The sequence below is a fragment of the Haloleucobacter ellipsoideus genome, assembly GCF_052491725.1.
Map to the genome: position 1 here is coordinate 51222 of NZ_JBQWAR010000018.1, position 20969 is coordinate 72190.

A 20969-nucleotide genomic window follows, 5' to 3' on the forward strand; every position below is an offset into this window, starting at 1 on the left:
GGGGCCTCACCCCATTCAGGCGGCGTCATTCAGGCTGCCGCCCGCAAGCACATGCCGGCCCAGCGTCTCCGCCTCTTCCCGCGTGGCGCGTGCAGCCTGCGGGGTGCCAAAGGCGCGCACAAGGTTCGGGAACATCGCCTCCATTTCGGCGCGGCGCCCGGCATCCGGCTCGATGATGATGAAGGCCCGGCATTTTTCGGCCAGAGCGTTCTTGTTGGCCTTCATCCATATGCCCCGCGTCTTGCGGTCCTCATGCGTCTCTTCATCTTCGGTGGCGCGATACACCAGCACGAAGGGCGCATCTCGTGCGATCAGCGCCTCCATTTCGGTGCACCAGACAGCGCCATAGCCCTCATACATCGCGGTCGCATCAAACCGGACAAGCGGGAAATCGCTGATGTCATGGAGGCGGAATTCGTGGGACATGGAACACCCCTTTATTTCATCCTAACATCCTATCTTTAAGGGGACTGATAATCGTTTGCAATATCTTCTCGGCGGGTGGAGGCAACGGGGAGCCGATGGAGATGAGGTGAAGGGCGCACAAAACGCCGCCTGCCGCCTGCAACAGGTTGTGCTGCAACAGGCTGTGGCAGGGGGCGGTTTCCTTGACCGGTGCCGCGTTTTTCCAGCCCCGCTCTGGCTGCGCCCGCATGCAGAAGGGAGCCGGCGCGCGATGTGTTCGCGCATTGGCATTGGATGTCTTGAAGGAAATATGGTGCGGGCGGTCGGACTCGAACCGACAAGTTGTTGCCAACGGCGGATTTTGAGTCCGCTGCGTCTACCAGTTCCGCCACGCCCGCAAAGGCCGTTCACCACGCATGGCGCGGGGAAGGCGGAAGGCTCCTATACGGCACTGGAAACGATATTTCCAGATGGCATTCTCATGGATCGACAAGAATGATGCCGGGGAGGGATCACCCGGCGAAGCTCCGCCCATGTGCCCGCCAGATGCGCGCAGGGGCCGGAAAGACCATTGGGCCGCCTGATGCCCGTGCATGATGTGAAACGGGCCGGCCTCGTCCTTCCCCGGGCCGAAGGGCCGGCCCAAGGAGAGTTTTGGCGCGGATCGACCGGAGCAGGGTCAGGCGATGCTTTTCATCAGACGCAGCAGATCGCGATGAATATTCTCGTTGCCAGCCAGCACATCACCATTCTGCAGCATCTTGTCGCGACCGTTCATATCGGAAACGAAGCCGCCAGCCTCCCGCACGATCGCCAGCCCGGCCGCCATGTCCCAGGGGGCGAGATTGCGCTCCCAGAAGGCATCGAAACGCCCCGCGCCCACCCAGGCCAGATCCAGCGCGGCAGAACCGGTGCGACGCAAGCCCGCCACCTGCTGCTGCACCACGCGCAGTTCGCGGTTGAACTCGGCATGATCACCCCGGCCCATATGGGGCAGGCCGCAGCACACCACGCAATCAGCCAGTTTCAGGCGGGCGGCGACACGCAGGCGACGGTCATTCAGGAAGGCCCCCGCGCCGCGTTCGGCAATGAACAGCTCATCGGCAATGGGGTTGTAGATGGCGCCGGCATAAGGCTCGCCATTGCGGACAAGGCCCACGGAAACGGCGAACATGGGAATGCCATGCAGGAAATTGGTGGTGCCATCCAGCGGGTCCACCACCCACTGGTTATCCGGGTCCGAGCCCTCCACCGGGCCGCGCTCTTCCATCAGGAAGCTGTAGGCGGGGCGGGCGCGCGAAAGCTCGGTGTAGAGAATCTCCTCGGACTTGCGATCCGCGGCGGAGACGAAATCCGCCGGACCCTTGCGCGAGATCTGGAGCTGCTCCACCTCGCCAAAATCGCGGATGAGGGCGCGGCCGGCCTTGCGGACGGCCTGGACCATGACAGTCATTAGCGGCGAGCGGATCATGAGCACTATCCGAAAAAGCAGCACCGGCTGTCCTGAGTGGGGGACTCAGAAACGCGACGACGAATCGCCCCGGCACCTGTGGTTTCCGTGGAAAGGATGTATTGCGCCGACGTGTGCCCGCCCGATGCGCCGTCGTCAAGGCCATTGCGGAAGAGGGCAGGCATGCAGGGTGAAAGAGCGGGGCCTATTGCACCGCCCTTTCACCCGCGCGCCACTTTTGCGCCAGCGCCTCGGCCTGCTTGCGGTCTGCTTCGGAAAGGCTGTCCATCACGTCATCGAGATAGGGGTCGCCCAGCCCGCGTCCTCTGGCCATGAGATGCCAGGCGCTGGCCTGCACCTTGTCCTGCAGGGTGCCGCGTCCGGCCGAAAGCAGGCGGGCATAGCGGTTCTGGGCAATCACATTGCCGGCCAGCGCGGCCTTGCGGAACAGGGTGGCCGCTGCCGCCTCATTCTTTTCCATGCCGTTGCCATTGAACTGCATGATGGCCAGCTCAAGCTGGGCGGTGATATGGCCGTGATCCGCGGCCTGTTGCAGCAGCCGCACCGCCCCGGGCAGATCCTGCGGCACGTCCTCGCCTTCCTTCAGCAGCACGGCGAGGGCATATTGCGCGTCCTCGACATCCTTTTCCGCAGCAAGGCGGAACCAGCGCGCCGCCTCTGTCCGGCTTTCCGGCATCTTGCGCCCCTGCATATAGAGCAGGCCCAGATTATAGGCCGCCGGGCCGTGTCCGCTCTCCGCCGCCTGCCGAAACAGTTTTGCGGCGGTCTCTTCATCCTCTTTCACCCCGTCTCCCGCAAGATATTGCAGGGCCAGGGCAAACTGCGCATCGACAGACCCCTTGTCAGCGGCCTTGCGATACCATTCGGCGGCCTTCGCCGGGCTGGCGGGCGCACCGAGCCCGCGCTGATACAGCTCGCCCAGCAGCACCATGGCCGGGACATTGCCGCTTTCCTCCGCCTGCTTGAGCGCGGCGCGATAGGCGGTGCGGTAGAAGCCGCGCTGATAGGCGCCATAGGCGACATCGCCTTTGGCGCCGGGCGTATCTTCCTGCGGATAGGGATTGGGGCGGGGCTGGGCCTGTGCGGCATCGGGCTTCGCCTTCTCCGGGGCCTGCTTGCCCCTGGCCTTGCCCTGTGTCTGCTTCTGCGCATCTTCCCTCGGGGCCGCATCCGCCGGGGCGGGCAGAAGCAGCAGGCCGGAAAGCGCAAGCCCCAGAAAAGGCGCGCGCAGCAGGGGCGTTTGCAGAACAGAAAGCCGCATCACTCTTTCCTGTCAGTTCGGTTCCGATTGGGCCAAAGCGAGGGTCAGCGCTTCCAGCCGCGCGGCATGGCCCTGCTCCAGCAGCTTCTGGGCTCTGGCCACCTCCTGGGGGCCTTGCGGGCCAGCGGTCAGGCGGGCCGGCAGGGCGATGAAATCCGCGCCGAGCCGGGCCAGTTCCTCAACTTCTTCAATTGCTGTGGCGACGCCGATGCAGGGCACCTCACACAATTCCGCCCACCAGCCAACCATGGCCCGGATGCGGCCGGTATCCTCCTCCGCCGGGGCAAGGGCGCCGAACATCACGTAATCCGCGCCGCTCTCGCCCGCCTCCATCGAGGAGTGACGCTCCATGAGCCCGCCCGCGCCCACAATGGAATCAGGCTTCAGCGCAGAAAGCGCGGCCTTGAGCGGGGAAGGGGTGGCATCGCTCACATGCACGCCATCCAGCCCGGCCTTGCGGGCCATGTTCGCATCATCGCAGATCAGAACGGCAGTATCATTGTGCTGGGCGGGCGCCGCCAGAGCGCGCAGATGGGGCAGGGCCGGCAGGGCCGCGCCATCCGTGGTGAGGATGAGGGCGGCCACATCTCCGGCGCTGACGCGCGCCTGCACATCCTCCACCTTCAGCGCAGGGCTTGCTTCGAGGATCAGGGTCAGGCGGGACGGGGGCAGTTCAATTTCGGACATGGAGCATCCATCTGCCCGAAAACGGGCAATTTGAGGGGCGGGCCGCACATGCTGCACCAGGTGCAGGGCCGGGGCCATGCAGGTGGTGCTGGCCGCAGGAAACCAGTTGCTCCTGAAATACGCATGGAAGCCGTTGAAATCCAGATGGCCTTCACGGTTCGTGGCATGGCGCGCCATGTTGTGCCAATGAAAAAGGGCCGGCAAAAGCCAGCCCTTCTTCCATATGCATGTGGGAAAATGGCTCAGGCCACCTTCTTTTCCTCTTCCGCCGACCACAGGCCGCGGGAAGCCAGGGAGTTCATGCGGGCGCGGTGCGTGAAGGCCGCCTGGGCAGCCGCCACATTTTCCGCCTTGCCGGCCCATGCCTTCTGCGGCGCGGCCTGAAGGGCGCGGCCATAGGAATAGGTGAGCGCCCACGGCAGGTTGCCGAGCTTCACCATGGCATCGAGATGCGCGGTGGCCTCTTCATCCGACTGGCCGCCGGAGAGGAAGGCGATGCCGGGCACAGCCGCCGGAACGGTGCTCTTGAGCACGCGCACGGTCTTCTCGGCCACCTCCTGCACGGAAGCCTTCTGGCCGGACTTCTTGCCAGGCACGATCATGTTCGGCTTCAGCACCATGCCCTCAAGGCGCACGCGCTGGACATAGAGCTGGTTGAACACCTCGTTCAGCACGGCCTCGGTCACTTCATAGCAGCGATCGATGGTGTGATCGCCATCCATGAGAACTTCCGGCTCGACGATCGGAACGATCCTGGCTTCCTGGCACAGCGCCGCATAGCGGGCGAGGGCGGAGGCATTGGTCTCGATCGCGGTGCGGGAGGGAATGCCCGCGCCAATATCGATCACCGCACGCCACTTCGCAAAACGCGCGCCGAGATCATAATATTCCTTCAGGCGGCCGGCGAGGCCATCCAGACCCTCGGTGATGGTCTCACCGGGGCAGAAGGGCAGGGGCTTGGCGCCGGTATCCACCTTGATGCCGGGCAGCGCGCCGCTTTCGGCAATGAGCTGCACCAGCGGGGTGCCGTCGGCGGCCTTCTGGCGGATGGTCTCGTCATAGAGGATCACGCCGGAGATATAGTTCTTCATCGCCTCGGTGGAACGGAACAGCAGCTCGCGATAATCGCGGCGGTTGTTCTCGGTGGATTCCACATTGATGGCGTCGAAACGCTTCTTGATAGTGGCGGAGCTTTCGTCAGCTGCCAGAATGCCCTTGCCTTCAGCCACCATCTTCTGCGCATTTGCGTCGAGTTCAGCAGCGCTCATGTGCAATCATCCTTGGGTTATGCCGCGGCGCGGCAGATCAAGCAGAAACCGCGGCGGCCTTGCCGGCGGTGTTGGGACGCAGCGCTTCCACGCCGGGCAGGGACTTGCCCTCGAGCCATTCGAGGAAAGCGCCGCCAGCCGTGGAGACATAGGAGAAATCATCAGCCGCGCGGGCGTGGTTGAGCGCCGCGACCGTATCGCCGCCGCCCGCCACGGAAAGCAGCTTTCCAGCCCTGGTGAGGCGACCCGCCTCCTGCGCAACCGCAACGGTTGCCGCATCGAACGGGGTCAGCTCGAAGGCGCCGAACGGGCCGTTCCACACCACAGTCTTCGCCCCGGCGAGCTTGCGCTCCACCAGTTCGATGGTGCGTGGGCCGGCGTCGAGAATCATCTCGTCCTCGGCCACATGATCCACATCGATGGTGCGGCTGGGGGCATTGGCCCTGAATTCCTTCGCGACAACGGCATCCACCGGCAGCACGATCTCGCAGCCCGCCTTCTCGGCTTCCTTGAGAATATCGCGCGCGGTCTCACCCATCTCCCGCTCGCACAGGGACTTGCCAACGGTATGGCCCATGGCGGCAAGGAAGGTGTTGGCCATGCCACCGGCAATCACCAGCACATTCACCTTGTGCACCAGATTGCCCAGCAGCTCCAGCTTGGTGGAGACCTTGGCGCCGCCGACCACTGCCATGACCGGCCGCTCGGGCTCTTCCAGCGCGTGGTTCAGCGCATCCAGCTCACCCTGCATGGCGCGGCCGGCAAAGGCCGGCAGCACATGGGCCAGCCCCTCGGTGGAGGCATGGGCGCGGTGGGCGGTGGAGAAGGAGTCGTTCACATAGAGATCACCGAGGCGCGCGAGCGCCGCGATATAATCCAGCTCATTCTTTTCCTCACCCGGATGGAAACGGGTGTTCTCCAGAATGATGACACCGCCGGCCGGCAGCGCGGCCACGGCCTTTTCGGCGTCCGGCCCGATGCAATCGGCGGCGAAGGCCACCTCATGCCCCAGCAGATCCGCCATGGGCTGAACCAGCGGCGCGAGAGACTGGGTCTCGTCGCGCTTGCCCTTCGGCCGCCCGAAATGGGAGATCAGCACCGCCCGGCCACCCGCCTTGGTGATGTCGCGGATGGTGGGAAGGATGGCCCGCAACCGGGTGTCGTCCGTCACCCGGTTGTTGTCCATGGGCACATTCAGGTCGACGCGGACAATGACGGTTTTACCGGCAAGATCGGCGTCGTCCAGGGTCAGATAAGCGACCATGATCTGAGAACACCCTCTCCGGTTCAGCCGAGTTTGCCCATGGCGACAGCGGTGTCGCTCATGCGGTTGGAGAAGCCCCACTCATTGTCATACCAGGAGAGCACCCGCACCAGCGTGCCTTCCATGACCTTGGTCTGGTCGAGGTGGAAGGTGGAGGAGTGGGGGTCGTGGTTGAAGTCGATGGAGACGTTCGGCTGGTCGGTGAAGCCGAGAATGCCCTTCAGCGGGCCATTGGCGGCCGCGATGATGGCTTCGTTGATCTCTTCCTTCGTGGTCGCGCGCTTGGCGATGAACTTCAGGTCCACCACGGAGACGTTCGGGGTCGGCACGCGGATGGAGGTGCCGTCCAGCTTGCCGTTCAGCTCCGGCAGAACAAGGCCGACAGCCTTTGCAGCGCCCGTGGAGGTCGGGATCATGGACATGGCCGCCGCGCGGGCGCGGTACAGGTCCTTGTGCATGGTGTCGAGCGTGGGCTGGTCGCCGGTATAGGCGTGGATGGTGGTCATGAAGCCCTTCTCGATGCCGACGACATCATTGAGGACCTTGGCCACGGGGGCGAGGCAGTTGGTGGTGCAGGAGGCGTTGGACACCACCTGGTGCTCGGCGGTGAGCTTGTCGTGGTTCACGCCATAGACGACGGTCAGATCCGCGCCATCGGCGGGAGCGGAGACCAGCACGCGCTTGGCGCCGGCGGTCAGGTGGGCGGCGGCCTTCTCCCTGGAGGTGAAGATGCCGGTGCACTCAAGGGCGATATCCACGCCCAGTTCCTTGTGCGGCAGCTCGGCCGGATTGCGCACGGCGGTGACCTTGATGGGACCGCGGCCGACATTGATGCTGTCGCCCTCCACCGTCACCGTGGCCGGGAAGCGGCCATGCACGCTGTCATAACGCAGAAGGTGGGCATTGGTCTCAACCGGGCCCAGATCGTTGATGGCGACGACCTCGATATCGGTGCGACCCGATTCGATAATGGCGCGCAGCACGTTACGACCAATGCGACCGAAGCCATTGATGGCCACCTTCACCGTCATGTCACTTCCTCCATGAGCCGCGCCTGAATTCCGGCTCTCAATGCTTCAACATCTGCCGCAATGCCGCGCGGCGCGGTTTCCGGGAAAGCTGATCCGCGATGGGGGCTGGCAGCTTTCCAATCCAGTGGTGTCCTGCATGCCGATGGGGTGCGGGGCGCTGGTCTGCGCCACCTTGATACGCCACCTGCTGATGCACCCCTGCCGCAGCCGACTGTTTGCCGGCCACATGGCAGGAGAGAACGTCCAAATTATGCCCGCTTCAGCAGATCGCTGGCGATTTCGGCAACCCGCTCGGCGGTGATGCCGAAATGCGCATAAAGAGCCTTGGCCGGAGCGCTGGCGCCGAAGCCTTCCATGCCCACAAAGCCGCCGTCGGAGCCGATGATGGCATCCCATCCCATGCGGATGGCGGCTTCCACCGCCACCTTCACCGGGGCATCGCCAATCACCGCCGCGCGCTCGGCCGCCGGGCGGGCGAGGAACAGCTCGAAGGAGGGCACGGAGACGACGCGCGTGGGCACGCCGGCTTCTTCCAGCTTCTTCTGCGCATCCAGGGCGATGGAGATTTCGGAGCCGGTGGCGAACAGCGAGACCTGGGCCTTCGCGCTGGCCGGGGAAAGCTCATAGGCCCCCTCGCGCGAGCGGTTGGTGGCATCGGCATCCTTGCGCACCAGCGGCAGGTTCTGGCGCGAGAGAATGAGGGCGGTCGGGCCGCCGGCATTCTCCAGAGCGATCTGCCAGGCTTCCGCTGTCTCCACCGTATCGGCAGGACGCAGAACGGTGAGGTTGGGGATGGCGCGCAGCGCCGCCAGATGTTCCACCGGCTGGTGGGTGGGGCCGTCTTCGCCAAGGCCGATGGAATCGTGCGTCAGCACATGGATGACGCGCTGGCCCATGAGGGCGGCAAGGCGGATGGAGGGGCGGCAATAGTCCGAGAACACCATGAAGCCGCCGGAGAAGGGCACAACGCCGCCATGCAGCGACAGGCCGTTCATGGCCGCGGCCATGCCGTGCTCGCGGATGCCCCAGTGCACGAAGGTGCCGGAGAAGTCGTCCGGCGTGATGGACTTCGCGCCCTTGGCCTTGGTGTTGTTGGAGCCGGTGAGGTCGGCCGAGCCGCCGATCATTTCCGGCACCACCGGGGTGATGGCGTCCAGCACGGCTTCCGAGGACTTGCGGGTGGCGACAGCGCCCCCATCAGCCACGGCCTTGGCCTTGGCGGCAATGACGGCCTCGCCCAGCGCGGCGGGCAGTTCACCGGCCATGCGGCGCTCGAACTCGGCGCGCTCGGCGGCGGGCAGGGCGGCAAGGCGCTCTTCCCATGCCTCGCGCGCGGCGCGGCCGCGGCTGCCGGCGGCGCGCCAGTCGGCGAGCACATCGGCGGGGATTTCGAACGGGCCGGCTTCCCAGCCCAGAGCCTTGCGGGTGGCGGCGATTTCATCCGCCCCGAGCGGCGCGCCATGCACCTTTTCGGAACCGGCGCGGTTGGGCGAACCAAAGCCGATGGTGGTGCGGCAGGCGATCAGGGTCGGCTTGTCGGAAGCCTTGGCGGTTTCGATGGCGGCGAGAATCGCCTCCGGGTCGTGCCCGTCCACGGCCAGTGTGGCCCAGCCGGAAGCGGCGAAGCGGGCGAGCTGGTTGGTGGAGGTGGAAATGGAGGTGGGGCCGTCAATCGAGATGTGGTTGTCATCCCACAGCACGGTGAGCTTGGCGAGCTTGAGGTGCCCGGCAAGGTCGATCGCCTCCTGGCTCACGCCCTCCATCAGGTCGCCGTCGGAAGCCAGGACCCAGGTGCGGTGGTTCACCACATCCGCGCCAAAACGGGTGGAAAGCAGACGCTCCGCCATGGCCATGCCGACCGAGGTGGCGATGCCCTGGCCCAGCGGGCCGGTGGTGGTCTCGATCCCCTCGGTGACGAAATTCTCAGGGTGCCCCGGCGTGAGGGAGCCGAGCTGGCGGAAACGCTTGATCTCCTCAAGCGTCACCTTCTCATAGCCGACCAGATGCAGCAGCGCATACAGCAGCATGGAGCCATGGCCGGCGGAGAGAACGAAACGGTCACGATCCGCCCAGCGCGGGCGGGTGGGATCGAAGTTCAGAACCCGGGTGAAGAGGACGGTGGCGATATCCGCTGCGCCCATGGGCAGGCCGGGATGGCCGCTATTGGCCGCTTCAACGGCATCAATGGCAAGGAAACGGATGGCGTTGGCCATACGATCATGGCGCGTGCGGTCTGACATGAAGCCCCATTTCTCCGCGAACTGGCCGAGATAGCTGGACGAGGACAATTGCGCTCCCGTTCTGCGGGGTCCGTGCAGGCCCTGCCGTCACGGGAGCTGTGGTTCGCGGCGGTTTTGTATCAATGCTTCGGGGCTGTCAAACGCCCATCTCCTCTTCCCTTCGCGCGATATGGCGGACGATGGCTCCACATGCCCCCTCCCGGCCCTTCCGCCTTGCCGGGGGCGGGGTGGCGGGAAAGGGGCGCGCAGGGCCGGCAAGCCTTGTGCGGGCAAAGAGATGGGCCATGCCGCAGCTGTGAAATGATGGGCTGGCAGGCCGGGGCATATGCTGTTAAGAGGCGCGGTAACCGCGTTTCACGAATTGTGCGCGGCAGTAACGCTCACACCCCATGGCCGGTGGCGCGCGGGCCCGCGACTCGGTTACACTTGCCCCATGTACGCCCTGAAGCAAAAGATGCCTGTGCACGAAACTCCGGTCGAAGCTGCAACGCGTCGCCTGCATGCGGCTATTGATTCCCTGACGGATGCGCTGGAGCGCCGCAAGGAAGCCGAGCATCATCAGGAGGCGCTGGCGGCGCAGGTTCATGCCATGAGCAATGACCGCGCCCGTCTGGCCGCCGAGCTGGATCAGGCCACGGCCACGGCCGAAGAAGTGAAAGAGGTGGGGCAGGAAATCATGCGGCGTCTGGATGTGGCCATGACAACAGTACGCGACGTGCTCGCGACTCACGGCGGTTGAGGCCGTGGCGCACGTTTCCGTCACCATTGCCGGGCGCCAGTACCGGATGGCCTGCGATGAGGGCCAGGAAGACCATCTGGTCCGCCTCGCCTATGAGATCGACACCCGGATCTCCCAGCTGCGCGCCGCCTTTGGCGAGATTGGCGACCAGCGTCTGGTGGTCATGGCGGCCATCACCATTTCCGATGAGCTGGCCGAGGCGCGCAACCGCATCCGCGCGCTGGAAAGCGATATTGAGAGCCAGAGAGATGCCCGGGCCTCGGCCTTGGCGCGCCTTGAGGAAAGCGAGCTGACGGTCGCGCGGGCCATTGATGATGTGGCCGGGCGGATCGAGCAGCTCGTGGCCGATCTGACCCCGCCGGAAAAGGACCATGTGGGGCTGGGCTGAATGGCCCGTCTTCCGCGCGTTCCGCGCGCGGGCCGGCTTGCCCGTGCGATGATGTTGCGCACAGGATAGCTGTGCGTGTTGCGCGCGGGGGACTGGCGGGCCGGCGCGTTCATCCCTACATTGGGATTGCGGCGCTGCAGGGTTCGTTAGGATATATTTCCCCGGGGCCTTATCGATCCTTAAGGGAGCTGTCCCTGACCTTGCCTGCGGGCTTGGACACACGGCGCCCACCTACGCTGTAGGTTCCCGGGATCGCAATCCGACGGCTCAGGTGGCCCGCACCCTTTCAGGCCGGAGGCGGCATGCACCCTTCCGGCCGCTGTCTCCCTCGGCGTTTGCTCTCCTTCGGCGTTTGCGCCAGATGCCGGGCCAGCGCCGGCCGGATGAAGGTGCTGTAGCCGGATGACTGATTCCCCCGTTCACGAGCGCCCCGCCGACCCGCACGCTGACCTGCGCCCCGTTGACCTGCGCCAGGAAAAGGCGCGCCTGCGTGCGGAAGCGCTGGAGCGACGCGCGGCCATGGGGGCGCAGGCCCGCCATGCCGCTTCCGTTCAGGCCGCGGCCATTGCCTGGCAGCAGGTCTCCACAGGCCCGGCCCGCTGCGTGGCCCTCTTCTGTGCCATCCATGATGAAATCGACCCGCGCCCATTGGCCGGTCTCCTGCGTGAACAGGGGCTGGAACTGGCCCTGCCTGAAGTGGTGCGCAGGGATGAGCCGCTGGTGTTCCGCCTGTGGCGGGCGGATGATCCGCTCACCCCCAAGGGGCGCTATGCCATTCCCACTCCCGCCCCCGATTCTCCAGTCGCCACCCCGGATGTGGTGATGGTGCCGCTCGCGGCCTACGATCTTGAGGGCTATCGCATCGGCTATGGGGCGGGCTTTTATGATCGCACCCTGGCGCTGCTGCGTGCGCGGCAGCCGGTCCGCACATTCGGCTATGCCTTTGCCTGCCAGCGTGTGGCCCATGTGCCGCGCGAGGCGCATGATGAACCGGTGGACTGCATGGTGACGCAGAACGGGGCTGTGCCATGCGCCCGCTCCGGGGTTATATGAGGCGCAAATCGGCGCTCTGCCTCTCCGGGGCAGACGGAAGGCCGGGCCCTGCGTGAAGGGCTCCTCTGCAACAAGGCCCTGGGGGTTGGGACATGCGCATTCTCTTTCTCGGTGACGTGGTTGGCCGTGCGGGCCGGGAATGCGTGCTGGCGCGCCTGCCGGGGCTGATCCGGGAGTGGAAGCTCGATCTGGTGGTGGTGAATGGCGAGAATGCCGCCGGAGGGTTCGGCCTGACGGAAGCCATCTATGACGAGCTGATGGCCGCGGGGGCGGATGCGGTGACCCTCGGAAACCACGCCTTTGACCAGCGCGAGGCGCTGGTCTTCATCGAGCGCGCGCCCAATCTGGTCCGGCCCATGAACTTTCCCAAGGGCACTCCCGGGCGCGGTGCGGCGCTGGTGGAGGCGAAGAATGGCGCCCGCGTTCTGGTGATGAACGTGATGGGCCGCATCTTCATGGACCCGCTGGATGATCCCTTCGCCGCGCTGGATGATGCGCTGGAGGGGGCCGTGCTGGGCGAGATGGTGGATGCGGTGGTGGTGGATGTGCATGCCGAGACCACCAGCGAGAAGCAGGCCATCGGCTATCATTGCGATGGGCGGGCTTCTCTCGTGGTGGGCACCCATACCCATGTGCCGACAGCCGATCACCGCATTCTGGCGGGCGGTACGGCCTATATGACCGATGCAGGCATGTGCGGCTGCTATGACAGCGTGATCGGCATGGACAAGGAAGAGCCGCTGCGGCGCTTCACCCGCAAGATCGGGGCGGGCCGGTTCCAGCCGGCGGAAGGCCCCGGCACGCTGAGCGGTGTGGCGGTTGAAACCTGCGACCGCACAGGGCTGGCGCAGAAGGTGATGCCGGTGCGCCTTGGGTCGGGGCTGGATGAGGCGCGCCCGCTCTGCTGGGAGCAATAGGCGCCATCGGTTTCTTCCGGGCTGGCCCGCCGCGCCGGTGGCGGGCCGTGCGGCTCCCGCCTCTCATTTTTCGGTGCGCCTGGCGGATGTGGCCCGGGCCCGTGATCCAGACATGAAAACGGCCGGGAGATGCCCGGCCGCCTGTGCATCATGAAAGAGGGCAGGGGGAGAGCCGCCTGCCCGCCGCGCTTCAGCCTTCGGCCTTGGCGCGCTCGATGCCTTCATTGATGAGGCGCATGGCCTCTTCCTTGTCGCCCCAGCGCACGACCTTGACCCACTTGTTGGCTTCGAGATCCTTGTAGTGCTCGAAGAAGTGCTCGATCTGCTTCAGGGTGATTTCCGGCAGGTCCGGATAATTCTCGATCCGCTCATAGCGGCGGGTGATCTTGTTGGAGGGCACGGCGATGATCTTCTCATCCTGGCCGGCCTCGTCTTCCATGATCAGCACGCCAACCGGGCGCACGCTGATGACCGACCCCGGCGCAAGGGCGCGGGCATTGGCAACCAGCACGTCGCACGGGTCACCGTCGCCGGAGAGAGTGTGCGGAATGAAGCCGTAATTGCCCGGGTAACGCATGGAGGTATAGAGGAAACGGTCGACGAACAGGGCGCCGGATTCCTTGTCCATCTCATACTTGATGGGTTCGCCGCCGATGGGAACTTCAATGACGACGTTGATGTCATTCGGCGGGTTCTTGCCGACCGGAATCGCTTCGATGCGCATGTTTCTCTCGCTTCAAGCCACGGTAGTGCGCAGACGGGTGCCACGCTCGCGCTACCGCTGCCAAGCAAATGAGGTTTTGTCCAGCATTTTCGTCGCAAGCCTTCCTGCCTTCCCCATTTCGCCGGGCTGTAACCACGCCCAAAGGAGGGCGGAAGCGGCCGCCACATCGTCCATGCCGGGGCGTTAGTCTATGAAATGGATATGGAATATCGTGAGGGTGAGCGGATGGATCAGTCTTTTGTCTTGAGTTGACATATTTTTCCCTCAGGACGGGGGCGAAGGGGCTTGTCTCATCCGCCGGTAAGCGGTTTGCGGCCGGGCGGCGTGTTCAGGGCCGGGCTGTCTGCGCTGAAAGGGTGTTCCTTTAGCGGCATTGCCTTATGATGGGTGCAGGATCCGCCTGCCGGGCCGCCTGCATTTTCCGGTGAGGCGGGTGTCATGGTCATCGCCCATGCGGGTCAAGGGTTCAGGAGCTTCCTCATGTTCTGGAAAACACAGCCATTGAGCCTGCCCACGGCTGCCGAGGCCTTGCCCGGCCGGGAACAGGCCCTGCCCACGGCACAGACGCATTTCATCTCCGGTCTTCCGCTGAAGGGGCCCTATCCGGAAGGTATGGCGCAGGTCATTCTGGCACTTGGATGCTTCTGGGGGGCGGAGCGGCTCTTCTGGCAGCGGGAGGGGGTGTGGGTCACGGCGGTCGGCTATGTGGATGGCATCACGCCCAATCCCACCTATGAGGAGGTGTGCTCCGGCCGCACGGGCCATACCGAGGCCGTTCTGGTGGTTCATGACCCGGAGCGGGTAAGCCTTGAAGATCTGCTGCGGCTGTTTTTCGAATCCCATGACCCCACGCAAGGCATGCGGCAGGGCAATGATATCGGCACACAATATCGTTCAGGCATCTATCTGCATGGGGATGCGGAACTGGACCGCGCGCGGCAGGTGAAGGCGGCCTATGAGGCGGCGCTGCGCGCGCGCGGGTTCGGCCCTGTCACCACAACCATCGCGAAGGCCGGGCATTTCTATTTCGCCGAGGAATATCACCAGCAATATCTGGCCAAGAACCCGAACGGGTACTGCGGTCTGGGGGGCACGGGCGTTGCGTGTCCCGTGGGCCTGCCCTTATCGTGATATCGCCCCGGCATCGCGCAGACCGCGCCAGGTGATGTGAAAGGTTTTCCCATGGTCGCTTATGTCATTTCGCCGCCCATGCAGCCCGCTTTGCCTGTTGCCGGGCAGAAGGCCGTTTTCCCGGTGCATCGCATCTATTGTGTGGGGCGCAACTTTGCGGATCACGCCATCGAGATGGGGCATGATCCCGCGCGCGAGCCGCCCTTCTTCTTCCAGAAGAACCCGGATTCTCTCGTGCTCTCCGGCGCGTCCATTCCCTATCCGCCGCTGACACATGATCTGCATCACGAAATCGAGCTGGTGGTGGCGCTGAAGGCGGGTGGGAACACGATCCCCGCGGACAAGGCACTGGAGTGCGTGTACGGCTATGGGGTGGGGCTGGACCTGACCCGCCGCGATCTTCAGGCCGAGATGAAAAAGGCCGGTCGCCCGTGGGAAGTGGGCAAGGCGTTTGAACAGTCCGCCCCCTGTTCGGCCATCGTGCCGGTGGAGGTCTGCGGCCATCCGGATCAGGGGCGCATCTATCTGAATGTGAATGGCGCGCCACGGCAGGAAGGCAATCTGAACCAGATGATCTGGAAGGTGCCGGAAATCATCGCCACCCTCTCCACCCTGTTCACGCTTGCACCGGGAGATCTCATCTATTGCGGCACGCCCTCCGGGGTCGGGCCGGTCGGGAAGGGGGATCTGCTGGAAGGTGGGGTGGATGGCGTGGGCACCCTCTCCCTGTCTGTTATCTAGCCGGCGCCATGCAGGGCGGGACATGATGCAGGGCGGCCCGTGTGGCCGCCTTTTTCATGGCACCAGCCGGCGCGGGTCCGCCAGCCACACCCTTCCAGCCTCACGCACCGCGGCCAGAACGGCGGCGCCCAGCGCCTCGCCCACAGCCGTATGCAGGCCCGCATAGGGGCATTGGGCGGCTTGCGGGGCGTGCGGGCAGGCCATCACCACGCAATCCGTGCCGGTGCCGGAAATAGCCATGCTGTTTCCGGGCCGGGTGAAGCCCAGCTCCAGAATGGCGCGGGTGCGGGCCTGCACCACGATGGAGCTGGCCTCCAGCAATGCGCCATCGCTCAGGGGCAGGTCCACGGCGGCCAGAATGTTCACCGTGCCGGGGGTGGAAAGCGGGGTGGGGGCTTTCCCGGTGGAATAGGGCGTGAGCGGAAAGCGGGAACCGACACATTCCCCATTGTTCAGCCCCAGCGTGACAAGACAGGCGGCGCGCACCTGCTCGACCTCACACCCGGCCAGATGGTGGCAGGTGACATCGCGCGAGGTCATCATGCCCACGGCATTTTCCAGCCCGCCGGCCTCAAGGTGGCGCAGAAACCAGGCCAGAGGGTCGGCCTCCGGTGTCAGGTCGCTGTTGCGCACCTCAAGCCAGGCCACCGTATCGGCCACCACGAATCCGGGCCGGTTGATGGACCATGACACCATGCGCTGGGGCTGGGCAAAACGCGCGACAAGGAGCGGGCGGTCCAGGGCGGTGGTGAACAGGCCGTGGGGGTCGCGCGGGGCCGTATCTTCCTGTTTCATCATGCCTCCCGCCTGCTGCTCTCATGCTGCGTGTGGCCCATCAGGGAGGGGGATGCAAGGGGGCCGGCGGGAGGGGCTGGCGGGAGGCACACCGGGAGCCCCATGGGAAAAGGGCCGGACGCATGGCCCGGCCCTCAAATCCTAGTCCTCCTGCCCCGGCTTTACCTCGATCGGCAGGTTGCCGGTTGCGGCTGCACCCTTGCCATCCCGCACGGTGACAAAAACGCGATAGTGGCCGGGCGGCAGATTGGCGATGCGCGCGCCCGTATCAGAGGCCTCATGCACGCCCTGCGGAAAGCTGGCCGGCACCGGCTCCGGCGCTCCGCCCACGCTGCGATGCGTGCTTTCGGCCATGATGTCCCAGCTCACCTCCAGCGGATCGCCGTCCGGGTCCGCGGTTTCCAGCGTGATGCGGGTTTCGCTATCGCTCGGGAAACTCTGTGGGCCCTTGTGGAGCAGGGAGAGAATGCGCGGTGCGCGGTTCGGTCCGCCGGGGGGCGTGCCGCCCCACAGCTCGGCCATCACCTCGACAGTTTCCGTGTATTCGCCGGTGGGCAGCATCAGTGAATACCATGTGGGCGTCACCTCCTGCTTCTGGCCCCAGAGTATTGGGACAGCGCCAATGCCCTTTTCCTTCGCCAGGGTGAAATAGGCGCGCATCTTCTGTGCCTTTTCCGTGGAGCTGGGCTCCAGCGGCGCGCCCCAGGGGGTCTGCGGCACGGCCCAGTGGCCGTTCGCGCCCATTTCGGTGAAGATGATGGGGCCATCCCAACCCTGTTTGCGGGCGCGCTCCTCAATCGTGAGCAGGCTGTCGCCATAGGCATTCAGGCCCAGCACATCGATGCTGGGGGCGTGGCGCTTCACCAGTGCCACCTTGTCCGCGCCGGTATCCGCCGTCACCGCCATGGTGGGGTGGTGGGGGTCGATGGCCTTGACGAAACGCGAGGCATCCTCCAGCGCCGGCCAGAGCGGATGGCCCGGATCCGGTGGCAGGTCCACCTCGATTTCATTGCCGATCCCCCACATCAGCAGCGCGGGATGATCCTTGTAGCGCTCCACCATGGGGCGGAAGCTTTCGAGCTGGGCCTGTGCCGCGGCCTTGTCCCCATAATCGAAACCCAGACGGGGATGGGCCATCCACAGGCCGACAATCACCTTGAGCCCCGCCTTGTGGGCCTCATCCAGTATTTTCCCCGGCTCCTGCCCATAGGTGCGCACCACGGTTGCACCGAGCCCCGCCAGATCCTCAAGCCGGGTTTCGCCGCCCGCGCCATTGGGGACGAAGGGCTTGCCCTCGACCAGAATCTGCTGGTCCCTCACGCGCACCTCGGCGGCATCTGCCGGCGGGATCGCAAGGGTGAAAAGGCCGGCAAGGCCGGTGATGGCGGCCAGCATGCCCCTGCGCAATGCATGGGCATGGAGGGGAGCGTGGAAGGTGAGGCCGGACAGGGCAGAAGAGGGGCGCACGGTGTGTCAGTCTCCCAGACACATGGAGAGGGCAGGCCGGAAAACCGGGGCGCAAACCATGCCCGCAGAATCCCGCGAAAATGAGATGCGCCTGCTCAGCTTTTACCGCAGGCCGGCGATGGGGTAAGCAGGGGCAACGCTGCGGCCATGGTCCGCACGTCTTGCGAAAGGCATGCCTGATGTTCGTGCTCGCTCATCTGTCAGATCCGCATCTGGGCCCGCTGCCGCAGCCCCGCACGATGGATCTCGTCGGCAAGCGGTTTCTGGGCTGGATGAACTGGCGCAGCCATCGCGGGCATGATCTGGGCCCCTCCACGCTGGGTTTGCTGGTGAAGGACCTGCTGGCACAGGGCCCGGACCATATCTGCGTGAGTGGTGATCTCACCAATCTGTCGCTGGAGGCGGAATTTGCCGCCGCCAGTGTTTTCCTCGCATCTCTCGGGCCGGGGGAGAAGGTGAGCGTGGTGCCGGGCAATCATGATGCCTATGTCGCTGCCGCGAAAGGGATGACGGAGCGGTACTGGGCGCCGTTTCTGGCGGGGGATGAGGGCAGCCTTGCCGCCAGTCCCTATCCTTATCTGCGACGCCGTGGGCCGGTTGCCATAGTGGGCCTGAACTCCGCCATTCCCACCGCGCCCTTTCTGGCGCAGGGCCGGGTGGGGGCGCGGCAGCTGAAGGCGCTGCGCCCGCTTCTGGAGAGGCTCGGGCGCGAGGGGCTGTTCCGGGTGGTGATGGTGCATCATCCCCTGACCGATTCCGGGCCATGGCACCGCCGCCTGCGGGATGCGGCGGCCCTGCGGAAGGTTCTGGCGGAAGCGGGCGCGGATCTGGTCATCCATGGGCATGACCACCGCTCAAGCCTGCTGCATCTGCCGGTTCCGGGCGGGCAGGTGCCGGTGGTGGGGGTGCCCTCCGCCTCTGCCGGCCCGCGTGAGGGCGTGAAGGCCGGGGGATATGCACTCTACCGCATCAGCGGAGAAGCGGGGGCCTGGCGCTGCGAGATGGAGCGCCGTGGCTTTCCCCCGCAGGGCATGCAGGTCCGCCATCTCTCCCGGGAGATGCTGGTGGCCTGAATTTGAAATGTTAAAAGATGTGGCGGAATTTGGATGAATATCCGGCATCAATAGGTTCTGAATTCATGACATTCAGGAAAGATGCCGAAATAGATAATTACAGAAGTTTAAGTTGAGGTCTGGCGGAGACGGCGGCATGATCAGGGCATCTCTTAAGGAGGACAAGTCATGAAGAAAGCCGTTCTTGCCGCTACTGCCGCTGCCCTCATCGCCGGAACCTCTGTTTCCTTCGCCGCTCCGGGACCGGGTGGCCCTGGCGGTCATGGTGGCCCGGGCAAGCCGGCCGGCTGGCGCATCTCTCCGGAAGGGCAGGCTCTTCTTGCCGATGCGCGCTTCGCGGCTGTGAAGTCTGTGCTGAAGCTGAATGCGGAACAGGAAAAGCTGTTCGATAACCTTCAGAAAACCGTGAAGGACCTTGCCAAGGAGCGCGCCGATGCCCGCAAGGCCGCCTTCGAGGCCCGCAAGGCCGAGCGCAAGGATGAGAAGCGCGGCGAGTTCGACCCGGTCGCCCGCATGCGCGTCTCGGCAGACCGTATGGAGGCCCGTGCGAACAATCTGCGCAAGATCGCCGATGCCGCAGCCCCCTTCTATAACAGCCTGGATGCCCAGCAGAAGGAGAATCTCGGCGTGCTGGTGCGTGGCGGTTTCGCCAATTTCCTGGGCGGCATGGGGCCGCGCTATCCCGGCATGGGCCCGGGCTGGATGCAGGGCGTTCCGTGGAAGGGCGGCCCGGTTGATGCGGCCCCGGCAGCGGCCGATACCGATGAGGCAACCGACGCGGCGGACACCGACGCCGAGTGATTTCAGGCTCTTCGCGCCTGTCTGCAACACCATGCCATGGCGTGGCCGGTTTCCCCGGCCGCGCCATGCGCGCATGTGGGACCGAATAAAGCCGGAGACCTTCCGCTGGGTGAGGGGTCGCCTATTTCAAATGCCTCTATAATATGTTCCTGAACGCGGTCGCCCCGGGCCGTGCAGGAAACGCCCATGTCCACTTCTTCCTCCGCGCCTGTGCAGGCGGAGCGCGCTCCCCTTTCGTCCACAGGCCCTTCGCCCCGCTCGGTTCTGCTCATCATTCTGGCAGGCTGCGCCATTGCCATGCTCACCTTCGGGCCACGCTCCGTCTTTGGCCTGTTTCTGGTGCCGATGTCCGCGGAAATGGGCTGGGGGCGCGATATTTTCGGCCTCGCTGTCGCAGTGCAGAACCTGCTGTGGGGCATTGGCTCGCCCTTTGCCGGCGCGTTTGCCGATCGTTATGGCACGGTGCGGGTGCTGTGCATCGGGGCGCTGCTCTATGGCGCGGGCCTGGTGCTGATGGCATGGTCCGCCACGCCCGGCTCGCTTTATCTGACAGCCGGTGTCTTGGTCGGTTTCGGCCTTTCCGCCGCCTCCTTCAATCTGGTGCTCGCGGCCTTCGGCAAGCTTTTGCCGGATCGCTGGAAGGGACTGGGCTTTGGGGCGGCAACGGCCGCCGGCTCTTTCGGCCAGTTCCTGTTTCCTCCGCTCACAACCGGCCTCATCGGTGCGGTGGGCTGGCAGGAAACGCTGGTCGTCTTTGGCGTGGCGATGATGCTGGTGATGCCGCTCTCCGTGATGCTGGCCACCCGTGGCACGGCGCAGGGCGCCAGCATGGTGCAGGAGCCGGCCCAGAGTATTGGCGGCGCGCTGAAGGAGGCGCTGCGCTACCCCAGCTATGTGCTTCTGATTCTGGGCTTCTTCACCTGCGGTTTCCAGCTGGCTTTCGTCACCGTGCATATGCCGGCCTATCTGATGGATGCCGGGATGAGCATCGAGGTTGGGGCCGCCACGCTGGCGCTCATCGGCCTGTGCAACATCATCGGTTCCATCTGCGCCGGTCTGCTGGTGGGGCGGATGTCGCGCAAATGGCTGCTGGCGTGGATCTATGCCGCGCGCGGGGTGGCGATCGCGGTGTTTCTGCTCGTGCCCGTCAGCCCGCTCAGCTGCATGATCTTCGGGGCGGTTCTGGGCCTGCTCTGGCTCTCCACCGTGCCGCCCACATCCAGCCTCGTGATGCTGATGTTCGGCACCCGCTATATGGCGATGCTGTATGGCTTTGCCTTCTTCTCCCATCAGGTCGGGGGCTTCCTCGGCGTATATCTGGGGGGCGAGTTGTATGAGAGCACCGGCTCCTATGCATGGGTGTGGTGGGGTTCGGTGGCGCTGTCCTTCGCGTCCGCCGCCATCAACCTGCCCATTCGGGAGCGTCCGGCGCGCGCGCCGGTGGTGGCGGCTGCCGGGTGAGATGCGCGTTCCGCCCTGTGTCCGGGTGTGGGGACAGGGCGGAGCCATGGTG

20 protein-coding genes, 1 tRNA gene and 1 other RNA gene are annotated in these 20969 nt (G+C 65.2%); 10 read left to right on the forward strand and 12 right to left on the reverse strand.

What is annotated here, in order from left to right; genetic code table 11:
• Window positions 1-15: 15 nt before the first annotated feature.
• The 9 genes from ACT6QG_RS07465 to tkt form a co-directional block, all read right to left on the reverse strand.
• Entirely contained in the window at window positions 16-426 is a 411-nt protein-coding gene (locus tag ACT6QG_RS07465) for a hypothetical protein (RefSeq protein ID WP_444976949.1), read from the reverse strand.
• A gap of 290 nt (window positions 427-716) precedes the next feature.
• A tRNA-Leu gene (locus tag ACT6QG_RS07470) sits at window positions 717-803 on the reverse strand.
• 281 nt (window positions 804-1084) lie between these two features.
• Window positions 1085-1876: an inositol monophosphatase family protein gene (locus tag ACT6QG_RS07475; protein WP_444976950.1), complete on the reverse strand. Its 792-nt coding sequence runs from the start codon at window positions 1874-1876 to the stop codon at window positions 1085-1087.
• Between the two features lie 184 nt (window positions 1877-2060).
• Window positions 2061-3137 carry a tetratricopeptide repeat protein gene (locus tag ACT6QG_RS07480; protein ID WP_444976951.1) on the reverse strand — a complete coding sequence of 359 codons (1077 nt, stop codon included), beginning with the start codon at window positions 3135-3137 and terminating at the stop codon, window positions 2061-2063.
• A 12-nt stretch (window positions 3138-3149) separates the two neighbouring features.
• A complete protein-coding gene (locus ACT6QG_RS07485; protein ID WP_444976952.1) occupies window positions 3150-3824 on the reverse strand; it encodes a thiamine phosphate synthase in 675 nt (224 codons plus the stop codon).
• A 242-nt stretch (window positions 3825-4066) separates the two neighbouring features.
• Window positions 4067-5092, reverse strand: coding sequence for a class I fructose-bisphosphate aldolase (locus ACT6QG_RS07490; protein WP_444976953.1), 1026 nt, complete (start codon window positions 5090-5092; stop codon window positions 4067-4069).
• A gap of 37 nt (window positions 5093-5129) precedes the next feature.
• Window positions 5130-6356 carry a phosphoglycerate kinase gene (locus ACT6QG_RS07495; protein WP_444976954.1) on the reverse strand — a complete coding sequence of 409 codons (1227 nt, stop codon included), beginning with the start codon at window positions 6354-6356 and terminating at the stop codon, window positions 5130-5132.
• Window positions 6357-6379: 23 nt separating this feature from the next.
• A complete protein-coding gene (gene gap, locus ACT6QG_RS07500) occupies window positions 6380-7387 on the reverse strand; it encodes a type I glyceraldehyde-3-phosphate dehydrogenase (protein ID WP_444976955.1) in 1008 nt (335 codons plus the stop codon).
• A 248-nt stretch (window positions 7388-7635) separates the two neighbouring features.
• The gene (tkt, locus tag ACT6QG_RS07505; RefSeq protein WP_444977421.1) at window positions 7636-9627 is read right to left on the reverse strand and encodes a transketolase; all 1992 of its coding nucleotides are present in this window, start codon (window positions 9625-9627) and stop codon (window positions 7636-7638) included.
• 454 nt (window positions 9628-10081) lie between these two features.
• Here tkt and ACT6QG_RS07510 point away from each other — a divergent pair, with 454 nt between their 5' ends.
• The 5 genes from ACT6QG_RS07510 (at window position 10082) to ACT6QG_RS07530 (ending at window position 12724) form a co-directional block, all read left to right on the forward strand.
• Window positions 10082-10366, forward strand: a complete 285-nt coding sequence (locus ACT6QG_RS07510) for a DUF4164 domain-containing protein (protein ID WP_444976956.1) — start codon at window positions 10082-10084, stop codon at window positions 10364-10366.
• Between the two features lie 4 nt (window positions 10367-10370).
• Window positions 10371-10754 (forward strand): cell division protein ZapA, encoded by a 384-nt coding sequence (locus ACT6QG_RS07515; protein WP_444976957.1) that lies wholly within the window; start codon window positions 10371-10373, stop codon window positions 10752-10754.
• A gap of 128 nt (window positions 10755-10882) precedes the next feature.
• Window positions 10883-11035: non-coding RNA, 6S RNA (gene ssrS / locus ACT6QG_RS07520), on the forward strand.
• A gap of 121 nt (window positions 11036-11156) precedes the next feature.
• Window positions 11157-11807 (forward strand): 5-formyltetrahydrofolate cyclo-ligase, encoded by a 651-nt coding sequence (locus ACT6QG_RS07525; RefSeq protein WP_444976958.1) that lies wholly within the window; start codon window positions 11157-11159, stop codon window positions 11805-11807.
• A 92-nt stretch (window positions 11808-11899) separates the two neighbouring features.
• Entirely contained in the window at window positions 11900-12724 is an 825-nt protein-coding gene (locus tag ACT6QG_RS07530; protein ID WP_444976959.1) for a TIGR00282 family metallophosphoesterase, read from the forward strand.
• 190 nt (window positions 12725-12914) lie between these two features.
• Here the strand turns inward: ACT6QG_RS07530 and ppa are convergent, their stop codons facing one another.
• Window positions 12915-13448: an inorganic diphosphatase gene (gene ppa, locus ACT6QG_RS07535; protein WP_444976960.1), complete on the reverse strand. Its 534-nt coding sequence runs from the start codon at window positions 13446-13448 to the stop codon at window positions 12915-12917.
• Window positions 13449-13928: 480 nt separating this feature from the next.
• On the opposite strand from ppa, the gene msrA reads away from it, so the two are divergent.
• Both msrA and ACT6QG_RS07545 read left to right on the forward strand, forming a co-directional pair.
• On the forward strand, window positions 13929-14579 hold the full coding sequence (msrA, locus tag ACT6QG_RS07540) for a peptide-methionine (S)-S-oxide reductase MsrA (protein WP_444976961.1): 651 nt from the start codon (window positions 13929-13931) through the stop codon (window positions 14577-14579).
• Window positions 14580-14630: 51 nt separating this feature from the next.
• Window positions 14631-15320 carry a fumarylacetoacetate hydrolase family protein gene (locus ACT6QG_RS07545; RefSeq protein ID WP_444976962.1) on the forward strand — a complete coding sequence of 230 codons (690 nt, stop codon included), beginning with the start codon at window positions 14631-14633 and terminating at the stop codon, window positions 15318-15320.
• Window positions 15321-15374: 54 nt separating this feature from the next.
• Here the strand turns inward: ACT6QG_RS07545 and ACT6QG_RS07550 are convergent, their stop codons facing one another.
• Both ACT6QG_RS07550 and ACT6QG_RS07555 read right to left on the reverse strand, forming a co-directional pair.
• Window positions 15375-16118 carry an adenosylcobinamide amidohydrolase gene (locus ACT6QG_RS07550; RefSeq protein ID WP_444976963.1) on the reverse strand — a complete coding sequence of 248 codons (744 nt, stop codon included), beginning with the start codon at window positions 16116-16118 and terminating at the stop codon, window positions 15375-15377.
• A gap of 138 nt (window positions 16119-16256) precedes the next feature.
• On the reverse strand, window positions 16257-17582 hold the full coding sequence (locus ACT6QG_RS07555) for a glycoside hydrolase family 2 TIM barrel-domain containing protein (protein WP_444976964.1): 1326 nt from the start codon (window positions 17580-17582) through the stop codon (window positions 16257-16259).
• Between the two features lie 179 nt (window positions 17583-17761).
• Here ACT6QG_RS07555 and ACT6QG_RS07560 point away from each other — a divergent pair, with 179 nt between their 5' ends.
• The 3 genes from ACT6QG_RS07560 to ACT6QG_RS07570 all read left to right on the forward strand — a co-directional run bounded on the left by ACT6QG_RS07560 (window position 17762) and on the right by ACT6QG_RS07570 (window position 20917).
• The gene (locus tag ACT6QG_RS07560; RefSeq protein WP_444976965.1) at window positions 17762-18655 is read left to right on the forward strand and encodes a metallophosphoesterase family protein; all 894 of its coding nucleotides are present in this window, start codon (window positions 17762-17764) and stop codon (window positions 18653-18655) included.
• 168 nt (window positions 18656-18823) lie between these two features.
• Window positions 18824-19456 (forward strand): Spy/CpxP family protein refolding chaperone, encoded by a 633-nt coding sequence (locus ACT6QG_RS07565; protein ID WP_444976966.1) that lies wholly within the window; start codon window positions 18824-18826, stop codon window positions 19454-19456.
• Window positions 19457-19642: 186 nt separating this feature from the next.
• Window positions 19643-20917: an MFS transporter gene (locus tag ACT6QG_RS07570; protein WP_444976967.1), complete on the forward strand. Its 1275-nt coding sequence runs from the start codon at window positions 19643-19645 to the stop codon at window positions 20915-20917.
• Window positions 20918-20969: the final 52 nt, after the last annotated feature.

Bases quoted from the DNA above. Each gene is read 5' to 3' on its own strand.
- ACT6QG_RS07545 (WP_444976962.1), top strand. From the start codon at position 14,631: ATGGTCGCTTATGTCATTTCGCCGCCCATGCAGCCCGCTTTGCCTGTT.
- ppa (WP_444976960.1), bottom strand. From the start codon at position 13,448: ATGCGCATCGAAGCGATTCCGGTCGGCAAGAACCCGCCGAATGACATC.
- msrA (WP_444976961.1), top strand. From the start codon at position 13,929: ATGTTCTGGAAAACACAGCCATTGAGCCTGCCCACGGCTGCCGAGGCC.
- ACT6QG_RS07480 (WP_444976951.1), bottom strand. From the start codon at position 3,137: ATGCGGCTTTCTGTTCTGCAAACGCCCCTGCTGCGCGCGCCTTTTCTG.
- ACT6QG_RS07485 (WP_444976952.1), bottom strand. From the start codon at position 3,824: ATGTCCGAAATTGAACTGCCCCCGTCCCGCCTGACCCTGATCCTCGAA.
- ACT6QG_RS07465 (WP_444976949.1), bottom strand. From the start codon at position 426: ATGTCCCACGAATTCCGCCTCCATGACATCAGCGATTTCCCGCTTGTC.
- ACT6QG_RS07565 (WP_444976966.1), top strand. From the start codon at position 18,824: ATGAAGAAAGCCGTTCTTGCCGCTACTGCCGCTGCCCTCATCGCCGGA.
- ACT6QG_RS07525 (WP_444976958.1), top strand. From the start codon at position 11,157: ATGACTGATTCCCCCGTTCACGAGCGCCCCGCCGACCCGCACGCTGAC.
- ACT6QG_RS07560 (WP_444976965.1), top strand. From the start codon at position 17,762: ATGTTCGTGCTCGCTCATCTGTCAGATCCGCATCTGGGCCCGCTGCCG.
- ACT6QG_RS07550 (WP_444976963.1), bottom strand. From the start codon at position 16,118: ATGATGAAACAGGAAGATACGGCCCCGCGCGACCCCCACGGCCTGTTC.
- ACT6QG_RS07495 (WP_444976954.1), bottom strand. From the start codon at position 6,356: ATGGTCGCTTATCTGACCCTGGACGACGCCGATCTTGCCGGTAAAACC.
- gap (WP_444976955.1), bottom strand. From the start codon at position 7,387: ATGACGGTGAAGGTGGCCATCAATGGCTTCGGTCGCATTGGTCGTAAC.
- ACT6QG_RS07490 (WP_444976953.1), bottom strand. From the start codon at position 5,092: ATGAGCGCTGCTGAACTCGACGCAAATGCGCAGAAGATGGTGGCTGAA.
- ACT6QG_RS07570 (WP_444976967.1), top strand. From the start codon at position 19,643: ATGTCCACTTCTTCCTCCGCGCCTGTGCAGGCGGAGCGCGCTCCCCTT.
- tkt (WP_444977421.1), bottom strand. From the start codon at position 9,627: ATGTCAGACCGCACGCGCCATGATCGTATGGCCAACGCCATCCGTTTC.
- ACT6QG_RS07530 (WP_444976959.1), top strand. From the start codon at position 11,900: ATGCGCATTCTCTTTCTCGGTGACGTGGTTGGCCGTGCGGGCCGGGAA.
- ACT6QG_RS07510 (WP_444976956.1), top strand. From the start codon at position 10,082: ATGCCTGTGCACGAAACTCCGGTCGAAGCTGCAACGCGTCGCCTGCAT.
- ACT6QG_RS07475 (WP_444976950.1), bottom strand. From the start codon at position 1,876: ATGATCCGCTCGCCGCTAATGACTGTCATGGTCCAGGCCGTCCGCAAG.